Annotated in this window: 13 protein-coding genes; 10 read left to right on the top strand and 3 right to left on the bottom strand. The window is 48.0% G+C overall.

The features are described from left to right. Positions 1 to 40 precede the first annotated feature (40 nt). The 7 genes from H615_RS0100640 (at position 41) to H615_RS0100605 (ending at position 9,294) form a co-directional block, all read left to right on the top strand. Positions 41 to 562, top strand: a complete 522-nt coding sequence (locus tag H615_RS0100640; RefSeq protein ID WP_027953351.1) for an acyl-CoA thioesterase — start codon at positions 41 to 43, stop codon at positions 560 to 562. Positions 563 to 871: 309 nt separating this feature from the next. Then, complete coding sequence (locus H615_RS0100630; RefSeq protein ID WP_051254548.1) at positions 872 to 2,257, top strand: alanine/glycine:cation symporter family protein; 1,386 nt, start codon at positions 872 to 874, stop codon at positions 2,255 to 2,257. Positions 2,258 to 2,390: 133 nt separating this feature from the next. Next, positions 2,391 to 4,280 carry an ABC-F family ATP-binding cassette domain-containing protein gene (locus H615_RS0100625; protein ID WP_027953349.1) on the top strand — a complete coding sequence of 630 codons (1,890 nt, stop codon included), beginning with the start codon at positions 2,391 to 2,393 and terminating at the stop codon, positions 4,278 to 4,280. Positions 4,281 to 4,450: 170 nt separating this feature from the next. Further along, positions 4,451 to 5,698 carry an aminopeptidase gene (locus H615_RS0100620; protein WP_027953348.1) on the top strand — a complete coding sequence of 416 codons (1,248 nt, stop codon included), beginning with the start codon at positions 4,451 to 4,453 and terminating at the stop codon, positions 5,696 to 5,698. Positions 5,699 to 5,924: 226 nt separating this feature from the next. After that, positions 5,925 to 7,421, top strand: a complete 1,497-nt coding sequence (locus H615_RS0100615) for a phytoene desaturase family protein (protein WP_051254546.1) — start codon at positions 5,925 to 5,927, stop codon at positions 7,419 to 7,421. 48 nt (positions 7,422 to 7,469) lie between these two features. Continuing rightward, positions 7,470 to 7,637 (top strand): hypothetical protein, encoded by a 168-nt coding sequence (locus H615_RS22495; protein WP_169516174.1) that lies wholly within the window; start codon positions 7,470 to 7,472, stop codon positions 7,635 to 7,637. A 130-nt stretch (positions 7,638 to 7,767) separates the two neighbouring features. Then, positions 7,768 to 9,294 (top strand): BCCT family transporter, encoded by a 1,527-nt coding sequence (locus tag H615_RS0100605; protein ID WP_027953346.1) that lies wholly within the window; start codon positions 7,768 to 7,770, stop codon positions 9,292 to 9,294. A gap of 50 nt (positions 9,295 to 9,344) precedes the next feature. Here H615_RS0100605 and kynB read toward each other — a convergent pair whose 3' ends face one another. Genes kynB through recQ form a run of 3 tightly spaced genes read right to left on the bottom strand, consistent with a single transcriptional unit; the run spans position 9,345 to position 13,390 of the window. Beyond that, complete coding sequence (gene kynB / locus H615_RS0100600) at positions 9,345 to 9,965, bottom strand: arylformamidase (RefSeq protein ID WP_027953345.1); 621 nt, start codon at positions 9,963 to 9,965, stop codon at positions 9,345 to 9,347. Between the two features lie 10 nt (positions 9,966 to 9,975). Further along, on the bottom strand, positions 9,976 to 11,244 hold the full coding sequence (gene kynU / locus H615_RS0100595) for a kynureninase (RefSeq protein WP_027953344.1): 1,269 nt from the start codon (positions 11,242 to 11,244) through the stop codon (positions 9,976 to 9,978). A gap of 13 nt (positions 11,245 to 11,257) precedes the next feature. After that, on the bottom strand, positions 11,258 to 13,390 hold the full coding sequence (gene recQ, locus H615_RS0100590) for a DNA helicase RecQ (RefSeq protein ID WP_027953343.1): 2,133 nt from the start codon (positions 13,388 to 13,390) through the stop codon (positions 11,258 to 11,260). 110 nt (positions 13,391 to 13,500) lie between these two features. On the opposite strand from recQ, the gene H615_RS0100585 reads away from it, so the two are divergent. The 3 genes from H615_RS0100585 (at position 13,501) to H615_RS0100575 (ending at position 16,992) form a co-directional block, all read left to right on the top strand. Further along, positions 13,501 to 14,436: an NADP-dependent oxidoreductase gene (locus H615_RS0100585; protein WP_027953342.1), complete on the top strand. Its 936-nt coding sequence runs from the start codon at positions 13,501 to 13,503 to the stop codon at positions 14,434 to 14,436. 140 nt (positions 14,437 to 14,576) lie between these two features. Then, positions 14,577 to 16,037, top strand: a complete 1,461-nt coding sequence (locus tag H615_RS0100580; protein ID WP_027953341.1) for a circularly permuted type 2 ATP-grasp protein — start codon at positions 14,577 to 14,579, stop codon at positions 16,035 to 16,037. Continuing rightward, entirely contained in the window at positions 16,030 to 16,992 is a 963-nt protein-coding gene (locus tag H615_RS0100575) for an alpha-E domain-containing protein (RefSeq protein WP_027953340.1), read from the top strand. Before H615_RS0100580 ends, H615_RS0100575 begins: the two co-directional genes overlap by 8 nt. Positions 16,993 to 17,006: the final 14 nt, after the last annotated feature.

The following is a 17,006-nucleotide window of genomic DNA, read 5'->3' as shown; positions in this document are numbered from 1 at the left end:
ATCTCAGAGAACGATTCCACATGAAGGTGAGGAAAAAGATATGGATGCAAAACCTTGTATAGATTCACTGACCGTTAAAAATTCACATGTACTTCCTCCGGATACCAATACCCACGGAACCCTTTTCGGTGGAAAACTGATGGCTTACATTGATGACGTGGCGGCGATAGCTGCTGTCCGGCACTGCCGCAAACCGGTGGTCACCGCTTCCACTGACTCTGTCGACTTTCTTCAGCCGGTATTTGAGGGCGATACGATCTGCCTTGAAGCCTTTGTGACATGGGCGCATAATACATCCATGGAAGTATTCGTGAAAGCAACGACAGAAAACCTGCTTACAGGAGAACGGAAAGTATGCACCACCGCTTTTCTATCCATGGTGGCTGTTGATGAAAATAATGACCCGACACCAGTACCGCCGGTGTACCCCGAAACAGAGGAAGAACAGTGGCTTCATGATCACGCCCAAAAGCGTCATGAGCACCGGAAAAGCCGTCGGAAGGAATCCAAGGAACTCGCTGAAAAATTCGGTACGAGTCTTCCATGGCTAAGGAATTCCTAATACTTGACCAGGAGAAGCAGAGCTTCTCCTGGTTTTTTTTATACCCGGATAGCCTTAACTTCGGCTGGATCCTGAAAAATAACGGGCTTTCCATCCTTTTTTCAAACGGAAACATCCAGCTGGGGAAGGAAGCCTTTCATTAGAAAGGCAGTAGTGGTGGACTCCGATTGTATGATAAAATAAAAAAGTTGAACTTATTCATGTTTTTTTCCTTTAAGGAAAGGGAATACGTGTGTTAAAACAGGAAAACATTTACATTTTATAGGAGTGATCAGTGTGCAGGAAGTCTTATCCTTTTTGAATGACTGGATGTGGGGGACCATCCTTGTCGCCGCCTTACTGGGTGTTGGCCTATGGTTCTCGATACGTTTGAAATTCGCACAGTTTCGTTACATACCCGAGATGTTCCGAGTCTTGTTTGATAAACGGGCAATCTCGGCAGAAGGAAAGAAAGGAACCTCTCCTTTCCAGGCCTTCGCTATTAGTACGGCATCCCGTGTCGGTACAGGGAACCTGGCAGGTGTCGCTGCGGCTATTACTGTCGGAGGACCTGGTGCGGTTTTCTGGATGTGGATTGTAGCTATCCTCGGAGGAGCTTCCAGTTTTATTGAAAGCACCCTGGCCCAGGTCTATAAGGTTCCGGATAAAAACCAATACCGAGGCGGACCGGCTTATTATATTGAAAAAGGATTAAAAAACCGGACGCTGGGGATTGTCTTTGCCGTTACCATCACTTTTACATACGGCCTCGTTTTCAGTTCTGTGCAGTCCAATACGATCAGGCTTGCCTTTGAAAACTCCTTTGATATTGATAAATGGCTGATGGGGGCCATCCTGACCGTTTTCGTAGCTTTAATTATTTTCGGTGGACTCAAGCGTATCGCCCAGGTGACGCAGTATATCATTCCGATAATGGCTATCTTCTATATCATTCTTGCCACGTACGTCCTTGTCGGCAATATTGCTCAAGTACCGGAAATGATTGGACAGATTTTCGCTGGGGCGTTCGGCTTCCGTGAAATCGCTGGTGGAACCTTCGGCGGTATGATTCTAATTGGAATTAAGCGCGGCCTCTTCTCCAACGAAGCCGGTATGGGTAGTGCGCCGAACGCAGCGGCCACTTCAGAAGTGACGCACCCGGTCAAGCAGGGACTGATTCAGACGCTTGGTGTGTTCACGGATACGCTTCTTATCTGTAGTGCTACAGCTGTCATCATCCTGTTTGCCGGAGGTTATGAAAATACTTCCCTTGATGGCATCCAGCTGACTCAGGAAGCTTTCGAATCCCAGCTTGGATCATGGGCAGCGGTATTTATCGCAATTGCCATTCTTCTATTTGCCTTTAGTTCGATTGTTGGAAACTATTATTATGGAGAAACGAACATCGAATTTATTAAAACGAGTAAAAGCAGCATTTTCATCTATCGTCTGGCGGTACTGGCTATGGTTATGTTCGGTGCTGTCGCTGAATTTGACCTTGTCTGGTCACTGGCGGATCTAACGATGGGAATCATGGCTTTAATCAACCTGTATGCCATTTTCCGGTTGTCATCGGTGGCCTATGCAGCTCTCAATGACTATGTGAAACAGAAAAAAGCCGGGAAAGACCCTGTCTTTTATCAAGATCACCTGCCCGGTGTAGAAGGAATGGAATACTGGAGAAGAGACCAGTCCTCTGAGAAAGAAGACGCATAACTTGATAGAAAAGCTGTTGACGGGTGACGCCCTGTCGGCAGCTTTTTTCTTCCCCTCCCGGATTCCATCCTGCACAGCAGAAGGGGCCGGTGTGATATGATGGGAGCAGATTCTTATTAAAGGAATGAGCGTAATGAGTTTATTATCAGTCAATCAACTGAGTAAAAGTTATGGAGATAAAGATTTATTTGACGACCTATCCTTCACGATATCCAGCCAGCAGAGAATCGGCTTGATCGGTGTGAACGGGACCGGAAAATCGACCCTGCTGAAAATTCTTGCCGGAATGGAAACAGGGGATAAGGGCGATATGGATCATGCGAAGGATTTTACAGTGGAGTATCTGCCACAGGACCCTCAATTCAACCAAAGCCAGACGGTTCTGGAACATATTTATGATGGGGAAGCCGAAATTATGGTGCTGATGCGCAAATACGAGCAGGTCATGCTGGAACTTGCTGAAAATCCAGAGGACACCGGTGTCCAGGAGCGGATGCTCGACCTGCAGCAGAAAATGGATGAAAAAGGGGCGTGGGAAGCGAGCACTGTTGCCAAGACCGTCCTTTCCAAGCTCGGCGTCACGTACTTTGATAAAAAAGTATCGGAGTTGTCGGGCGGTCAGAAGAAGCGGGTAGCCATCGCCAAGGCGCTTATTCAGCCGGCCGATCTTCTGCTGCTTGATGAACCGACCAACCACTTGGATAATGAAACCATCGAGTGGCTGGAAGAGCATCTTTCCTCCTACAAAGGGGCTCTTATGGTTGTGACGCACGACAGGTACTTCTTGAATAGAGTCACGAACCTGATCTATGAACTCGATCAAAGTAGTCTGTATACGTATGAGGGAAACTATGAAACCTTCCTTGAGAAAAAGGCTGAACGGGAAGAGTGGGAACTGCAGGCTGAACAAAAGCATAAAAATACCCTGCGTAAGGAACTAGCCTGGCTGAAAGCTGGAGTGAAAGCGAGATCCACAAAGCAGAAAGCGCGTATTCAGCGGGTGGAAACGATGAAAGAAGAGACCTTCCACACGAAAAAAGAAAATGTTGATATGGCTATCGGCTCATCAAGGCTTGGGAATCAGGTGATCGAGCTACAGGGGGTTACCCACAGCTACGGCAGCCATAAACTGCTGGAGGACGTCGATTACTTAGTCGTTCCCGGAGAGCGCCTTGGGATTATCGGTCCCAACGGATCTGGAAAAACAACCCTCCTGAATATTATGGCGGAACGGATTGCACCGGACGCAGGAAATGTGCACACGGGCCAAACCGTTAAAATCGGATATTACACACAGGATCATGGAGAGCTCGATGAAAGCTTGAAAGTGATTGAATACATTAAAGAAGTGGCAGAAGTCATACGGACTGAAGACGGAACAGAGATTACCGCCGAGCAGATGCTCGAGCGTTTCCTATTCCCACGACCGCAGCAGTGGACTTACATTAAGAGGCTCTCCGGTGGAGAACGCCGGCGTCTTTATTTGCTGCGTGTCCTGATGAGTGAACCGAACGTTTTGTTTCTGGATGAGCCGACGAACGATTTGGATACAGAAACCCTGGGCGTTTTGGAAGACTATTTAGAGCAGTTCCCCGGTGTCGTCATTACGGTTTCTCACGATCGTTATTTCCTTGACCGCGTGGTAAACCAGCTGCTTGCGTTCGAACAGAGCGGAAGACTGCGTCGTTTCTATGGAAATTATTCCGAGTATCTGGAAGCTGCCAAAGAAGAGCAGACGGTTTTGAAGGAAAATAAACAGCCGTCCGCCCAGGAGGAAACGAGAAGAGGGAACCGTAAGCGGAAACTTTCCTATAAGGAAAAACAGGAATGGGAGACCATTGAAGACGATATAGCCGCTTTGGAAGAGAAGATCGAAGAGTTGAATGACCAGCTGGCTCAAGAGGCTGCCAATTATGACAAGGTCAGGGATCTTACCGCTCAACAGGAAGAAGCGGAGGCGGAGCTGGAGCAGAAAATGGAACGCTGGGAAGAGCTCTCCCTCATAGTTGAAGGGCTTGAATAATGCTCGGAGAAAGAGGCTGGAACTTTGAAAGAACGTTCGCCTTCTTTTTCATAGATGCAGGGCAGTGGTCCATCCGACCCTGTCCCGCTTCCTTTCATATGTTTTGTAGTCATCGATTTTTTGTGGAATAATGAATACGGATACACTGTTTAAATATAGGAGGTAGACAGATGAAAATGCCAAGTATGGATAAACTTGAAAAATATGCAGAACTGGCGCTTCGTACAGGCGTCAATCTACAAAACGATCAGCTTTTAATGATCAATTCCACCATTGAAGGGGCGGAATTCACACGCATTGTCGCCCGTAAAGCTTTTGAAATGGGAGCCAAGGATGTACATATTAACTGGGGAGACGATGAGCTGACTCGCATGGCTTATGAGCACGCGGATCAGGAAACACTCTCCCACGTACCGGAATGGCAGCAGGAAAAATACACGTATTTCGCAGAGCAGGGAGCAGCCATCCTTTCCATCCGTTCCACGGACCCGGACCTTTTGAAAGGGATTGATGCTGGAAAAGTGGCTTCTGCTGCTAAAGCACGCTCAGAGGCGATGTCCACATTCCGTAACTACACGATGAATGACCGGATCCAATGGTCGATCATCAGTATTCCTCTTCCAAAGTGGGCACAAAAGATTTTCCCAGGGGAAGAGGAAGATACAGCCGTGGAGAAATTGTGGGAGCAGATTTTCAGCATCGTCCGTGTTGATCAGGACGATCCGGTGGAAGCTTGGAAGAAGCATAATGATACGCTTATTACGGCTCGTGAATATTTGAATAAGAAACAGTATCAGAAGCTGATTTATAAAGCACCGGGAACTGAACTTGAAGTGGCTCTTCCAAAAGGACATGTCTGGAAAGGCGGACCGGCCAAAACGGCGGAAGGTAAGATTTCATTTAATCCGAACATGCCGACAGAGGAAGTTTTCACAGCTCCTCACAAATACGGTGTCGATGGGAAAGTGGCGAGTACGAAGCCGTTGAACTACGGTGGGAACGTCATTAATAACTTCTCTCTCACTTTTAAAGAAGGAAAAGTGGTGGACTTTACGGCGGAAGAAGGAAGCGAAACCCTTCAACACCTGCTGGATACGGACGAAGGTTCCCGTCACCTTGGTGAACTGGCTCTTGTGCCTCATGAGTCACCGATTTCTCAATCCGGACTGATTTTCTATAACACCCTTTATGATGAGAACGCATCCTGTCACCTTGCGCTTGGAAAAGCGTATCCGAATAACGTTCAGGGCGGTTCCGACATGAATGAGGAAGAACTTGATCAAAACGGTGTGAACCACAGCCTGACCCACGTGGACTTCATGATGGGATCCGGGGAACTGGATATCGACGGCGTGCTTGAAGACGGTACAACCGAAGCCGTCATGAGAAAAGGCAGCTGGGCGATTACTTTTGAATAATGAATAAGACGACAGCCGGGACCCCCCGGCTGTCTTTTTTGTTTCTTCCCATCTCAACGAAGAAAAGGAAGAAACAGGTAGATACCTTCCATTCTTCCTGTGCACATAAAAGATCCATAATAGGTAAAGAGATTATCTCAGAATAACTTTTTATTAGGTAGTGTTTTTGAATCGGCTGTTTTCTTTTTAAACATCGATCGATAAGGGGAAAGAATAAAAAAAGGAGGTGGCCGATCTGATCTATGATGCTGCTGTTGTGGGTGCTGGTTTCGGAGGGCTGGCAGCTGCTGCGGATTTAACCTATAGAGGGTATAAAGTCGTTGTTTTTGAAGCGTCCAACGAACTGGGCGGAAGCGCGGGTAAATTCGAGAGGAGCGGGTATCGTTTTCAATCCGGTGCTACAGTTGGGATGGGTTTTGAGCCCGGAGGTGTACTGGACAACTTGTTTGAACGGCTGGGGTTGGAAAAACCGCCAATGAAAAAGCTGGATATTATTATGGATGTCCACCTTCCGGATCGTACCATTCATTATTATCGTGACCGGCATGAATGGTATAAAGAGATGTCCCGGGTTTTTGAAGGACCCGGGAGCAATTTTGAGAATTTCTACGATGAAGTTTTCAAAGTAGGGCAGCTGGTGGATCAGTTGACAGACAAGCTTCCGGTGTTTCCTCCAAGGACAATGGGGGACTATGCTTACCTTCTGACGCTTGTGAATGAAAATTCTCTCCGGCTGCTTCCCTATATGACACAAACCGTGGAGGACCGGCTTAAAAAACATGGACTGGATCAGCACCGCATGTTTAGGACGTTTTTAAATGGTGAATTAATGGACAGTGTACAGACGAGTGTAGAAAAATGTCCTGCCTTTTTAGGGTTTGCTGCTCTTCAAACGTTTCATAAAGGTGCTTTTGCCGTCCACGGTGGTCTTGCTGAATCTGCTGCTAAACTGGCTGCATATATTCGGGAGCATGACGGGACCATTCTTATGAGGCACCCGGTTCACTCCATCGAAAAAGGAGAGGCAGGGTTTATCCTTCATTCCAAAAGAAGGTCTACATTTCAGGCCCGGCAGGTCATCCTGAACAATTCTGTTCACAACCTTCACGACACGTTAACAGAGGATCTCAGCTCGCAGTCTTATATTCGCCCCCGGAAAGAAACAGCAAAAAAAGCCTGGGGGGCGTATATTATTCACGGCGGTGTAGACGCAGACGTTTTCCAAAATACGGACGTGCTGTACCATCAGTTTATCGATCCCCATCATCCGGATGACCTCCATAATGGCGGACAGTTCCTATTGTCATTATCGGACCCTGAAGATCGTTTGATGGCTCCGGAAGGGAAACGGTCGTTTACCCTGTCAACCCATACCGACATCACTCCTTGGTGGGAGTCCGACCATTATGAAGCCGAAAAGCGTTGGATGAAGGAGAAGCTGATACGGACCGTGGAGCACTATTTTGGAGGGTTCACCGATCAGCTTGATGTTGTCCTGCCGGGTACACCCGTCACTTTTGAAAAATGGCTGCGCCGTAAAGATGGAAAGGTAGGCGGTTATGCACCTGATGGAAAATACAGCTGGTTGTCCAGTTACTCGATAAGAACCGGCATCCCTGATCTGTATCAGTGCGGGGATACCGTTTTTCCGGGTGCCGGAACGCTCGGCGTAACGCTTTCAGGATTAATGGCCGCAAAACAGGCCGCAAAAGGACTAAAATGAAAAACGTTGGGAATACAAAGAACAGCATATGAAAAAGGAGAGGGTCCTATGGTGGGCGACGGATATGAGATGAACATCTTCGGAGCAAACCCCAACCGTCACGATGAATGCTCACGCTGTGGAAAGCCGCTCGTTTCCAAGGCAGAGGAAGACATCAATCTTTGCAGGGAATGTCAGCGCCGGCAGGAAGACCACAAAGTGGAGGAACGGGATTGAAAGGTCACAATAGTGACCTTTTCATCTGCGGGATAAAAGATTTTTCTTTACACCATAATAGGGGTAATGTTAGAGTCAGTTATTGTGCTTTCCCCCGAGAAAGTAACACCATTGTCAAAAGGAGATCAAAATGGATAAACAATCGAAAGGCCGGATAGACTGGCCTGTATTTGCAATCAGTGGAGGCTTATTGACACTCTTCGTGATTATTGCTCTTATCGACATTTCGTTTATAGAAACAGTTGTAAGTGAAAGTTTTGCCTGGTCAGCCACTTATTTTGGTGCGTTCTGGCAGGTATTGATGCTGGCGACCTTCTTCGTCGGTATATGGCTTGGATTTTCTAAATATGGAAAAATAAAAATGGGTAATATGGATAAACCGGAAATCGGTTTGTATAAATGGCTTTCAATTATCATGGCTACACTACTGGCCGGCGGAGGCGTCTTCTGGGCTGCCGCTGAGCCGATGTGGCACTTCCTTACTGCACCTCCGTCTCAATCCGGAGTAGAAGCGGGCACAGAGGCGGCAATTGATCCTGCTCTTGCTCAAAGCTTCATGCACTGGGGATTTCTTGCATGGGCGATTTTAGGTACAATCAGTGCCGTTGTTATGATGTACGGACACTATCAAAAAGGGATGCCTATGAAGCCGAGGACCCTGCTTTACCCAATCTTTGGTGAAAAGCTTCGGAACAGCTTCTTCGGAACGATTATTGATGCGTTTGCTGTAATTGCCGTGGCAGCAGGGACAATCGGTCCGATCGGATTCCTGGGTCTGCAGGCCAGCTATGGTCTTCAGGAAATCTTCGGCATTCCAAATTCATTCAGTACACAGTTTACAATCATTCTTGTTGTCGTCCTGGTCTCTACGATCTCAGCTGTGTCCGGTTTGTATAAAGGGATTCAGATGCTGAGTAGTTTCAATGTCCGCCTTGCTCTTGGACTTATGATTTTCATCGTCATCTTTGGACCTGGCGGCTTCATTATTGACCACTTTGTCTCCGGATTCGGTTATTACGTGGACCAATTCATTCCTATGAGTACGTACCGCGGGGATGAAGGCTGGTTATCTCTATGGACTGTCTTCTTCTGGGGCTGGTTTATCGGATATGGTCCAATGATGGCCATTCTTGTCAGCCGGATTTCCAGAGGACGGACCATTCGCGAAATCATTGTCGCGGTGTCTGTGTTTGCTCCGGTTATTTCAACGTTCTGGTTTACCGTCCTTGGTGGATCCGGAATATTCTTCGAATTGGAGAATCCGGGATCGGTTTCAAACGCTTTGAATGAGGCAGGAAACCCGGCAGCGATGTTTGCAATTACCGGACAGTTCCCACTGGCGGAAATTGTGTCGCCGCTGTTCTTGATTCTGACGATTCTATTCGTTGTCACAACGTCTGACTCCATGTCCTACACCATTGCTATGGCCGTGACAGGAGAAGGAAACCCGCAGACATGGCTCCGTGTATTCTGGGCTGTGCTTATGGGAGCGATTGCTGTCATTCTTCTGATTACAGGAGACAGCGGAATTACACAGCTGCAGAACTTTATTGTGGTGACTGCCGTTCCTGTGTCCCTCCTTCTGCTTCCTATGATCTGGCTGGCGCCGAAAGTGGCGAAGATCATGGCTGTGGAACAACGGATTTCAAAGAAATAAAGATAAAAAAGGTGGACGTCAAAAGACGTCCACCTTTTTTTACTGCAAAATTACAGGTTTCTCAGCACAGCGCGTACCGGACTGCCGTCTGCTTGAGTCATTTTCAACGGGAAGGCCATAAGCTCATAGATGCCCGGCTGGATGTTTTCCAGGACGAGACCTTCAAGAATGAGCAGATCATGGGCGCACAGACTGTGATGGGCAGGGAGGTCCTTGCTCGTTTCCGGATCAACAGAAGGGGTATCGACGCCGATCAGGTCAATGCCTTGTTCGGCCAGGTAAGCAGCCAGGTCACTTCCGATCACTGAATAGGAAGCAGGGAAAGCGGAACGGTCAGGCCAGCTGTTTGTACGAAAGAGGATTTTATCCACTTCTGTCAAATCGATATCCATCACTTGTTCTTTATGAATAACTTCCGGTCGGTCCAAATGAACGACCACCGCTTTTCCTGAGAAACGTTCGACAGGCAGGTCTGCTATCCGGGCTCCTGAGGAATCATAATGGAAAGGGGCATCGACATGTGTTCCGATGTGACAACTGCCTTTAAACTGACCTACGTTGACAGATCCGGTGTCTTCCATTGCATAAGTGACTTCGTACGTAAAAGGTTCATCCCCCGGCCATGGCGGGGTTTCTGCATCCAGTTTCATACTGATATCCATCCACTTCATCGGTATCCTCCTAAGCAATAATATCCCGTTCATTTTTAAATGACTTATGCTTTTCTTTCTGCATGATTTCTTTTAAAATCCTGACAACATTAAAAACATCCTCATAGGAGGTGTAAAAAGCTACCGGGGCGAGCCGGATGACATTCGGGGATCGATAATCGGGAATGACCCCTTCGCTTTTCAATGCTTTACAAAGACTGGCTGCTTCTTCATGAACGAGGCAGACGTGACCGCCCCGGCGCTCCTTTTCTACAGGGTTACGCAGGGTGAACCCGAAGCCTTTCAGTTCCTGATGAACTAAATCCATAAACAACTGGGTGAGGGCCAGTGACTTTTTTCTGATTCCCTCGATACCTGCTTCCAAAAACATTTCCAGAGATCCAAGAAGCGGAGCTGAGCTTAAAATATGCGGAGTTCCAATCTGGAAAGCACCTGCACTGGAAGAGGGGGTCAGCTCGTGATCCATATCAAACTGCTTTTCTTTATCAGAACTGAACCAGCCGGCAAGTCCGGGATGAGTCCCGAGATGCCGGCGGTTCACGTATAATCCACCTGTACCACCGGGACCGCTGTTCAAGTATTTATACGTACACCAGACAGCGAAATCCACCTCCCATTCATCCAGCTGATGGGGAACAGCGCCGATGGAATGAGCAAGATCAAACAATACAAGAATTCCATGCTTGTGCGCCTCGTGGGTGAGGGCTTTCATATCAAGAAGCTGCCCGCTTCTGTACAAAACGGAAGGGAGCAGAAGAAGAGCTACGTCATCCTTCATCTGGGCGATAATGTCCTCTTCTTTCAGTGTATACCCATCAGCGCTGGCGATTTGTATGAAATGCTCTTCAGGGTCAAGGTGGTGGAGCGCCATCTGACTCTTGACAGCGTATATATCGGAGGGGAAGTTTAGTTCGTCCCCGATAATTTTTGTCCGCCCTTTTTCCGGATTGTAAAAGGTCGCAAGCAGCTGATGGAGGTTTGTCGTAATGGACCCTGTGTTAATGACCTGTTCCGGAGAAGCCCCCAGGAGAGGAGCTGTCATCCGTCCGAGCTTTTCAGACATGAAGTACCACGGTTCATCAGCTTGTGTCCACCCTTCGATGCCGTGCTCTTTCCAGTCATTAAGAGATTGCTGCAAAGCGGATTCGGAACGCCTGGATAACAGTCCAAGAGAGTTGCCGTCCATGTAAATGCTGTCTTCTTTGAGGAAGAATTCCGATTTATACTCGTTCAGTTCATCATTTTTATCCCATTTTCTCACATCATCCAGGGTAATCATCCCATTCCTCCTTTTATCTGTTCAGGTAACGGTGTTTGATTAATACAGCTTTTATCATGGAATACGTAAACGTGTCCGGAAGCTCTTCTTTCAACGGCTTCAGCTTTTTCTCCTCGAGCTTGTGGTATTGTTGGAGGACCTGCTCCTCTTGTTCTTCATCAAACCAGTAGTCCCACGAAATATCTTCCCCTTCCTGCACACAGCGGAACAGGTGGTTTTCAATCGTCTGCGGACTCATGCCGCGCTGATCTGAAATGTCCCGGATAGAGTGGCTGCCGCTTTTCCACAATTCAAACGTTACGATGTGGCTGGGCCTGTCATCAAATGGATCTCTCGGTTCCGGCCGGCGTGACTCAATAGGGGCTGATTCGGCTTGTTCGGACCACGGCCGGATCACTTCCAGGAATGTTTCGCCGTACTGCTCGTACTTCCGCTCTCCCACCCCTTTCATCTGAAGCATTTCTTCTTTTGTCCGCGGCAGGTGATTGGAAAATTCTTTCAAGGTGGCATCAGAAAAAATGACGTAAGGCGGGAGCCCGGCTTCATCAGCCAGCTGTTTCCTTAAGTGACGCAGTTCTTCAAAATACTGCACATGATATTCAGACGACTGTTGGACGGCTGCGGTTTCCACGAGCATTTCTACAGGTTTTTCCCCTTTGAGTACAGCTGCTGCTTCTGAGGTGAGCTGGAGGGAAGGGTATTTCCCTGATCCGGCCGTTAAATAGCCTTCAGCCGTCAGGAAGTGAATAAACTGGGTCAATTCCTTCTCGGTAATTTTCGGCATGATCCCGTAGGTGGAAAGCTTGTGAAAACCGAACTGCTTCACCTTTTGGTCGCGGGAGCCCTTCAGCACTTTGGCTGTCAGACCTGCCCCGAATCCGCCTCCCATACGTTTTACACAGGACAGCACCATCTGGGCTTCTTTCGTGCGGTCTTCCACTTCCCCATTATGTGTACAGTTGGAGCACTTTCCGCAGCGTTCATAGGGGACAGGGTCGTTGAAGTACTCCAAGATATACTTCTGCAGGCACGTATGGGTGTGGCAGTAATTCGTCATCGCCTGCAGTTTGGCATACTCTTCTTTCTTTTTTTCTTCAGAAGGCGACTGGTCGATCAGGAACTTCTGCAGATTAATGTCTTTGCTCGCAAAAAGAAGGATACAGTCTCCGGGTTCGCCATCCCTTCCTGCACGTCCTGCTTCCTGGTAATAGGATTCTATATTCATCGGCATGGCGTAATGGATGACATAGCGGACGTTGGATTTATCGATGCCCATCCCGAACGCATTAGTCGCCACCATCACTTTCGTCTCGTCCTGTACAAAATCCATCTGTGCCTGTTTCCGCTGATGCTCAGTCATACCGGCATGATACCTGCCTGCTGCGTAGCCCTTTTTCTCGAGAACATAGTGCAGCTGGTCGGCTTCTTTCCGGGTGGCGGTATAGATGATACCGGACTCATTGGGAATCTGGCTCATGTATTCTGTAATAAACTCCCGTTTATCTCTTCCTTTAACGATACGAAAAGACAGGTTTTCCCTTATGAACCCTGTGTTAATCACATGGCCGTTTTCGACATGGATCAGCTGTTTGATGTCGGCCACGACCTCCTGGGTGGCTGTCGCTGTCAAAGCCATGAGTACAGGGAGGTTCGGAATTTTATTAAGCGTCGGGACGATGGAACGGTAGCTCGGTCGGAAATCGTGTCCCCACTGGGATATACAATGGGCCTCATCGAAAGCGATAAGAGAAAGAGGGATCCGGCTTACAGCGGAGAGAAAGGAAGGAGTTTCAAATCGTTCCGGTGCGACGTAAATGAAGGAGTAGCGTCCTTTTTCCATATCTCTCAGTCTTGTCCGCTGCTCTTCTGCAGTAAGGGAGCTGTTTATGTAGGTGGCAGCCACCCCGTAGGAAAGCAGGGCATCGACCTGATCTTTCATTAACGAAATCAATGGCGATATGACGACAGCCGTTCCTTCAAGTGCAAGGCCAGGGATCTGATAGCACAGCGACTTTCCGCCCCCGGTCGGCATGACGGCGAGAGTGTTCTGCCCGTTCATCACCTGTTCAATCGCTTCCTCCTGTCCCGGCCGGAAGGAAGAATATCCGTAATACTGCATTAAAATTTTTTCGGCCTGTTCCATCATGTGAATCATCCTTTAATGTAATCGTTCTCTTCACATCTTACCATGTTTCACGTGAAAATATAGGGGAAAACTAACCAGGATCAATCTTCAAAAAAGGAGTCGGTTTCATCATGAAAGCTGTCATAATTGAACAGTACGGAGGTCGGGAACAGCTCGTTGAGAAAGAAGTTCCAAACCCCGTACCTGAGAACAAGCAGGTGGTTGTGGAAGTCCGTGCGACCTCCATTAACCCGATTGATTGGAAATTGCGTGAAGGGTACTTGAAAGATGCAGTTCCTTTCGAATTCCCGATTATTCTTGGATGGGATGCCGCAGGGGTCATTACCGAAGTAGGAGAAGATGTGAAGGATTTTTCACCGGGGGACCGGGTATTCGCAAGACCGGATACGACACGGTTCGGAACATATGCCCAGTATACAGCGGTGGATGAACACCTGCTGGCACCGCTGCCTGAAGGAGTGACCTTCGAGGAAGCGGCGGCTGTTCCTCTGGCCGGCCTTACAGCATGGCAGTGCCTTGTTGATTTTTCCGATATTAAAGAAGGGGATCGTGTGCTTATCCATGCGGGATCAGGCGGAGTGGGCCATTACGCTGTCCAAATTGCCAAACATCTCGGAGCATACGTTGCGGCCACCGCAAGCGGCAAAAACCGGGAATGGGTAGAGAAGCTGGGAGTGGACCGCTTCATTGATTATAAAGAGGAGGATTTCTCTGAAGTCCTTCAGGATTTTGACATCGTTGTCGACACGCTTGGCGGAGACATTCAGGAAAAAAGCTTTCAGGTTCTGAAAGAAGGAGGAAAGCTTCCGTCAGTCGTCCAGCCACCAGATGAAACGAAAGCGGTCGAGAAAAACATCAAGACTGGTTTTGTCTGGCTGGAACCCAGTGGAGAACAGCTCTCCAAGCTGGGTAAGATGATGGAGGAAGGTACATTGAAGTCTGTGATCGGCCATGAACTGCCGTTCTCTCAGGAAGGACTTCGGGAGGCTCATGAAATCAGTGAAAGCCACCATGCCAAAGGTAAAATCGTCGTTACAATGAAATAAGGGTGTGTCCCCAGGAAACCTCGAAATTTGAGGAATTCTGGGGCTTTTTGTTAAATGTACTAATTTTCTTACAATTTCGGCCTAATCTTTGTTAACTTAGGGTAAAGGATAGTTATTACATAGGAAACGGAGGAGAGGTCGTGTTAACCAATTATAAAACGGGTGTCTACTTTGATGAAATGATGAAGGAAGATGGACAGCCTAAAAATCATTACCAATGGTTTTATCAATTGGTCCATCAATTTAATGAACGAGAGCTGATGAATAAACATGAAACCGCTCAGTTGAATTTTCTCAGGCAGGGGATCACCTTTACGGTTTACAGTCATACCGGAGGGACAGAACGAACGATGCCCTTTGACTTTGTGCCGATCATTATCCCGCGCGGAGATTGGGAAAAGATCGAGAAGGGTATGAAACAGCGGATGACGGCGCTCAACCACTTTCTCGATGACATTTATCATGAACAGCGTATTGTGGAAGCCGGTGTGATTCCGAGGGATCTGATTGAAAACAACCCGTACTATTATGATAAGCAGATCGGCGGGGTGCGCGTGCCGCTGAATAATCATATTTTCCTTGCCGGGGTGGACCTGATCCGGGATGAGCACGGAGAGTACCGGGTGCTGGAGGATAACCTGCGCAATCCATCAGGCATGTCCTATGTGTTTCAAAACCGGTATGTTATGAGGCAGGTCTATCCGGAATTGTTCAACCAGCATTCCATTGAGACACTGGAACACCAATTATCTGAACTTCACCAGTCCTTAATCACACAGGTGCCGTTGAATGCGGAGCCCGGAAAGAAACCGACAGCTGTTCTGCTGACTCCGGGCATCTATAATTCTGCGTATTATGATCATGTCTTCCTTGCTCAGCAGATGGGCATCGAGCTTGTGGAAGGCCGTGACCTGGTGGTGAAGGATGATATGGTTTATATGAAAACGACCCGCGGTCTGCAGAGAGTGGATATCATCTACCGCCGGATTGATGACGATTTCCTCGATCCTGAAGCCTTTCGTCCCGACTCCATGCTCGGTGTGAGCGGATTATTGAGAGCGTATAAGAAAGGGAATGTGTCGATTTTGAACGGGATTGGCAACGGCGTGGCTGATGATAAGGCCATGTATGTGTATGTTCCGGACATGATCCGCTTCTATCTCGATGAGGATCCGATCATTCCCAATGTGGAAACATACTTCCTCAGTGACCCGGAGCGTCTGGATTATGTACTGGAGAATATCGACCAGCTGGTGGTTAAAAATGTCGGTGCTTCCGGTGGATACGATATGCTTATCGGTCCACAGTCCGATGAAAGCGAACAGGAAATCTTCAAGAAAAAGATAGTGGAGAAGCCGAGCCAGTATATTGCCCAGCCGACCATTAAATTATCCAGAGCTCCTGCGTATCAGGAGGGACGCTTCTATCCCTGTCATGTGGACCTCCGAGTCTTTATCATGAGCGGTGAGCAGATGAACGTCCTTCCAGGCGGACTTTCCAGGGTAGCCTTGAAGGAAGGATCGCTCGTCGTGAACTCTTCCCAGGGCGGGGGCGGCAAGGATACATGGATTCTTTCAGAAAGTGGTGATCAACATGCTTAGCCGGGTAGCGGATTCTCTGTATTGGATGTCCAGAAATATCGAGAGGGCTGAGAACAATGCCCGGGTATTGAAAGTACAGCTGATTCATATGCTGGAGGCTTCCAGCAAAGATGCACTGGACAAGGAATGGGAGGAAATTCTGGAAGTCTGTGCTTCTACAGCGGATTACTACAGCTTTTATGAACGGATGGATCGGGAAACGATGATCCAGTATTTGACGATCAGTCCGCTCAACGTCAATTCCCTGATGAACACGATGAATTACGCCCGGGAAAACGCAAGGGCGACAAGGGACATCCTTCCCGAAGAATTATGGGAAGTGCTGAATCAGTTCCACCTCGATCAAAAAGACTGGCAGGAGCTTCCGAACACCAGGGATCATACCCAGCAGTATTTAAACCGGGTGATCCAGACATCCATGACCTCCCAGGGAGTCATTGAATCAAGCATGAGCCGTGGTACGCCTTATTCGTTCATCAAAATCGGAAAATGGCTGGAGCGGGCTGAAAAAATGGCACGCATCCTGAATGTTACCTGTGAGAAAAACCGTAAGGAAACCGGCGGGGGGACTCATCATTATTACCACTGGCTGACGGCTCTCCATTTTCTGAATGGGTATGATGCCTATATTAAAGAACATCCACCGACGATGGAACCGAAGAATGTGTTGAGCTTCCTCATTAAGGAACGGAATTTCCCGCGCTCGATTCAGTACTGTATGGATCATGTCCTTGAGGCTGTAACCAATTTGGAGGATGGGAAAGTCTCACACTACTCGGAAAACCTGTTTCAAATGCTGGAAGTGATTCAAAATGAAATCGAAGAATCATCGATTGAAGATATGGGCATGGAAGAACTGATGCAGTTCCTTGACCACTTCCAGGACCGCTGTATGACATTAAGCCGGATGTTTTCGGAAACCTACTACTTAATCGAACCTGTTCGGGTGAAATAGAGAACAATCAGGAG

The sequence above is a fragment of the Halobacillus kuroshimensis DSM 18393 genome, from assembly GCF_000425705.1.
Lineage (GTDB): Bacteria > Bacillota > Bacilli > Bacillales > Halobacillaceae > Halobacillus > Halobacillus kuroshimensis.
This window is presented reverse-complemented; position numbering and strand designations above follow the sequence as displayed.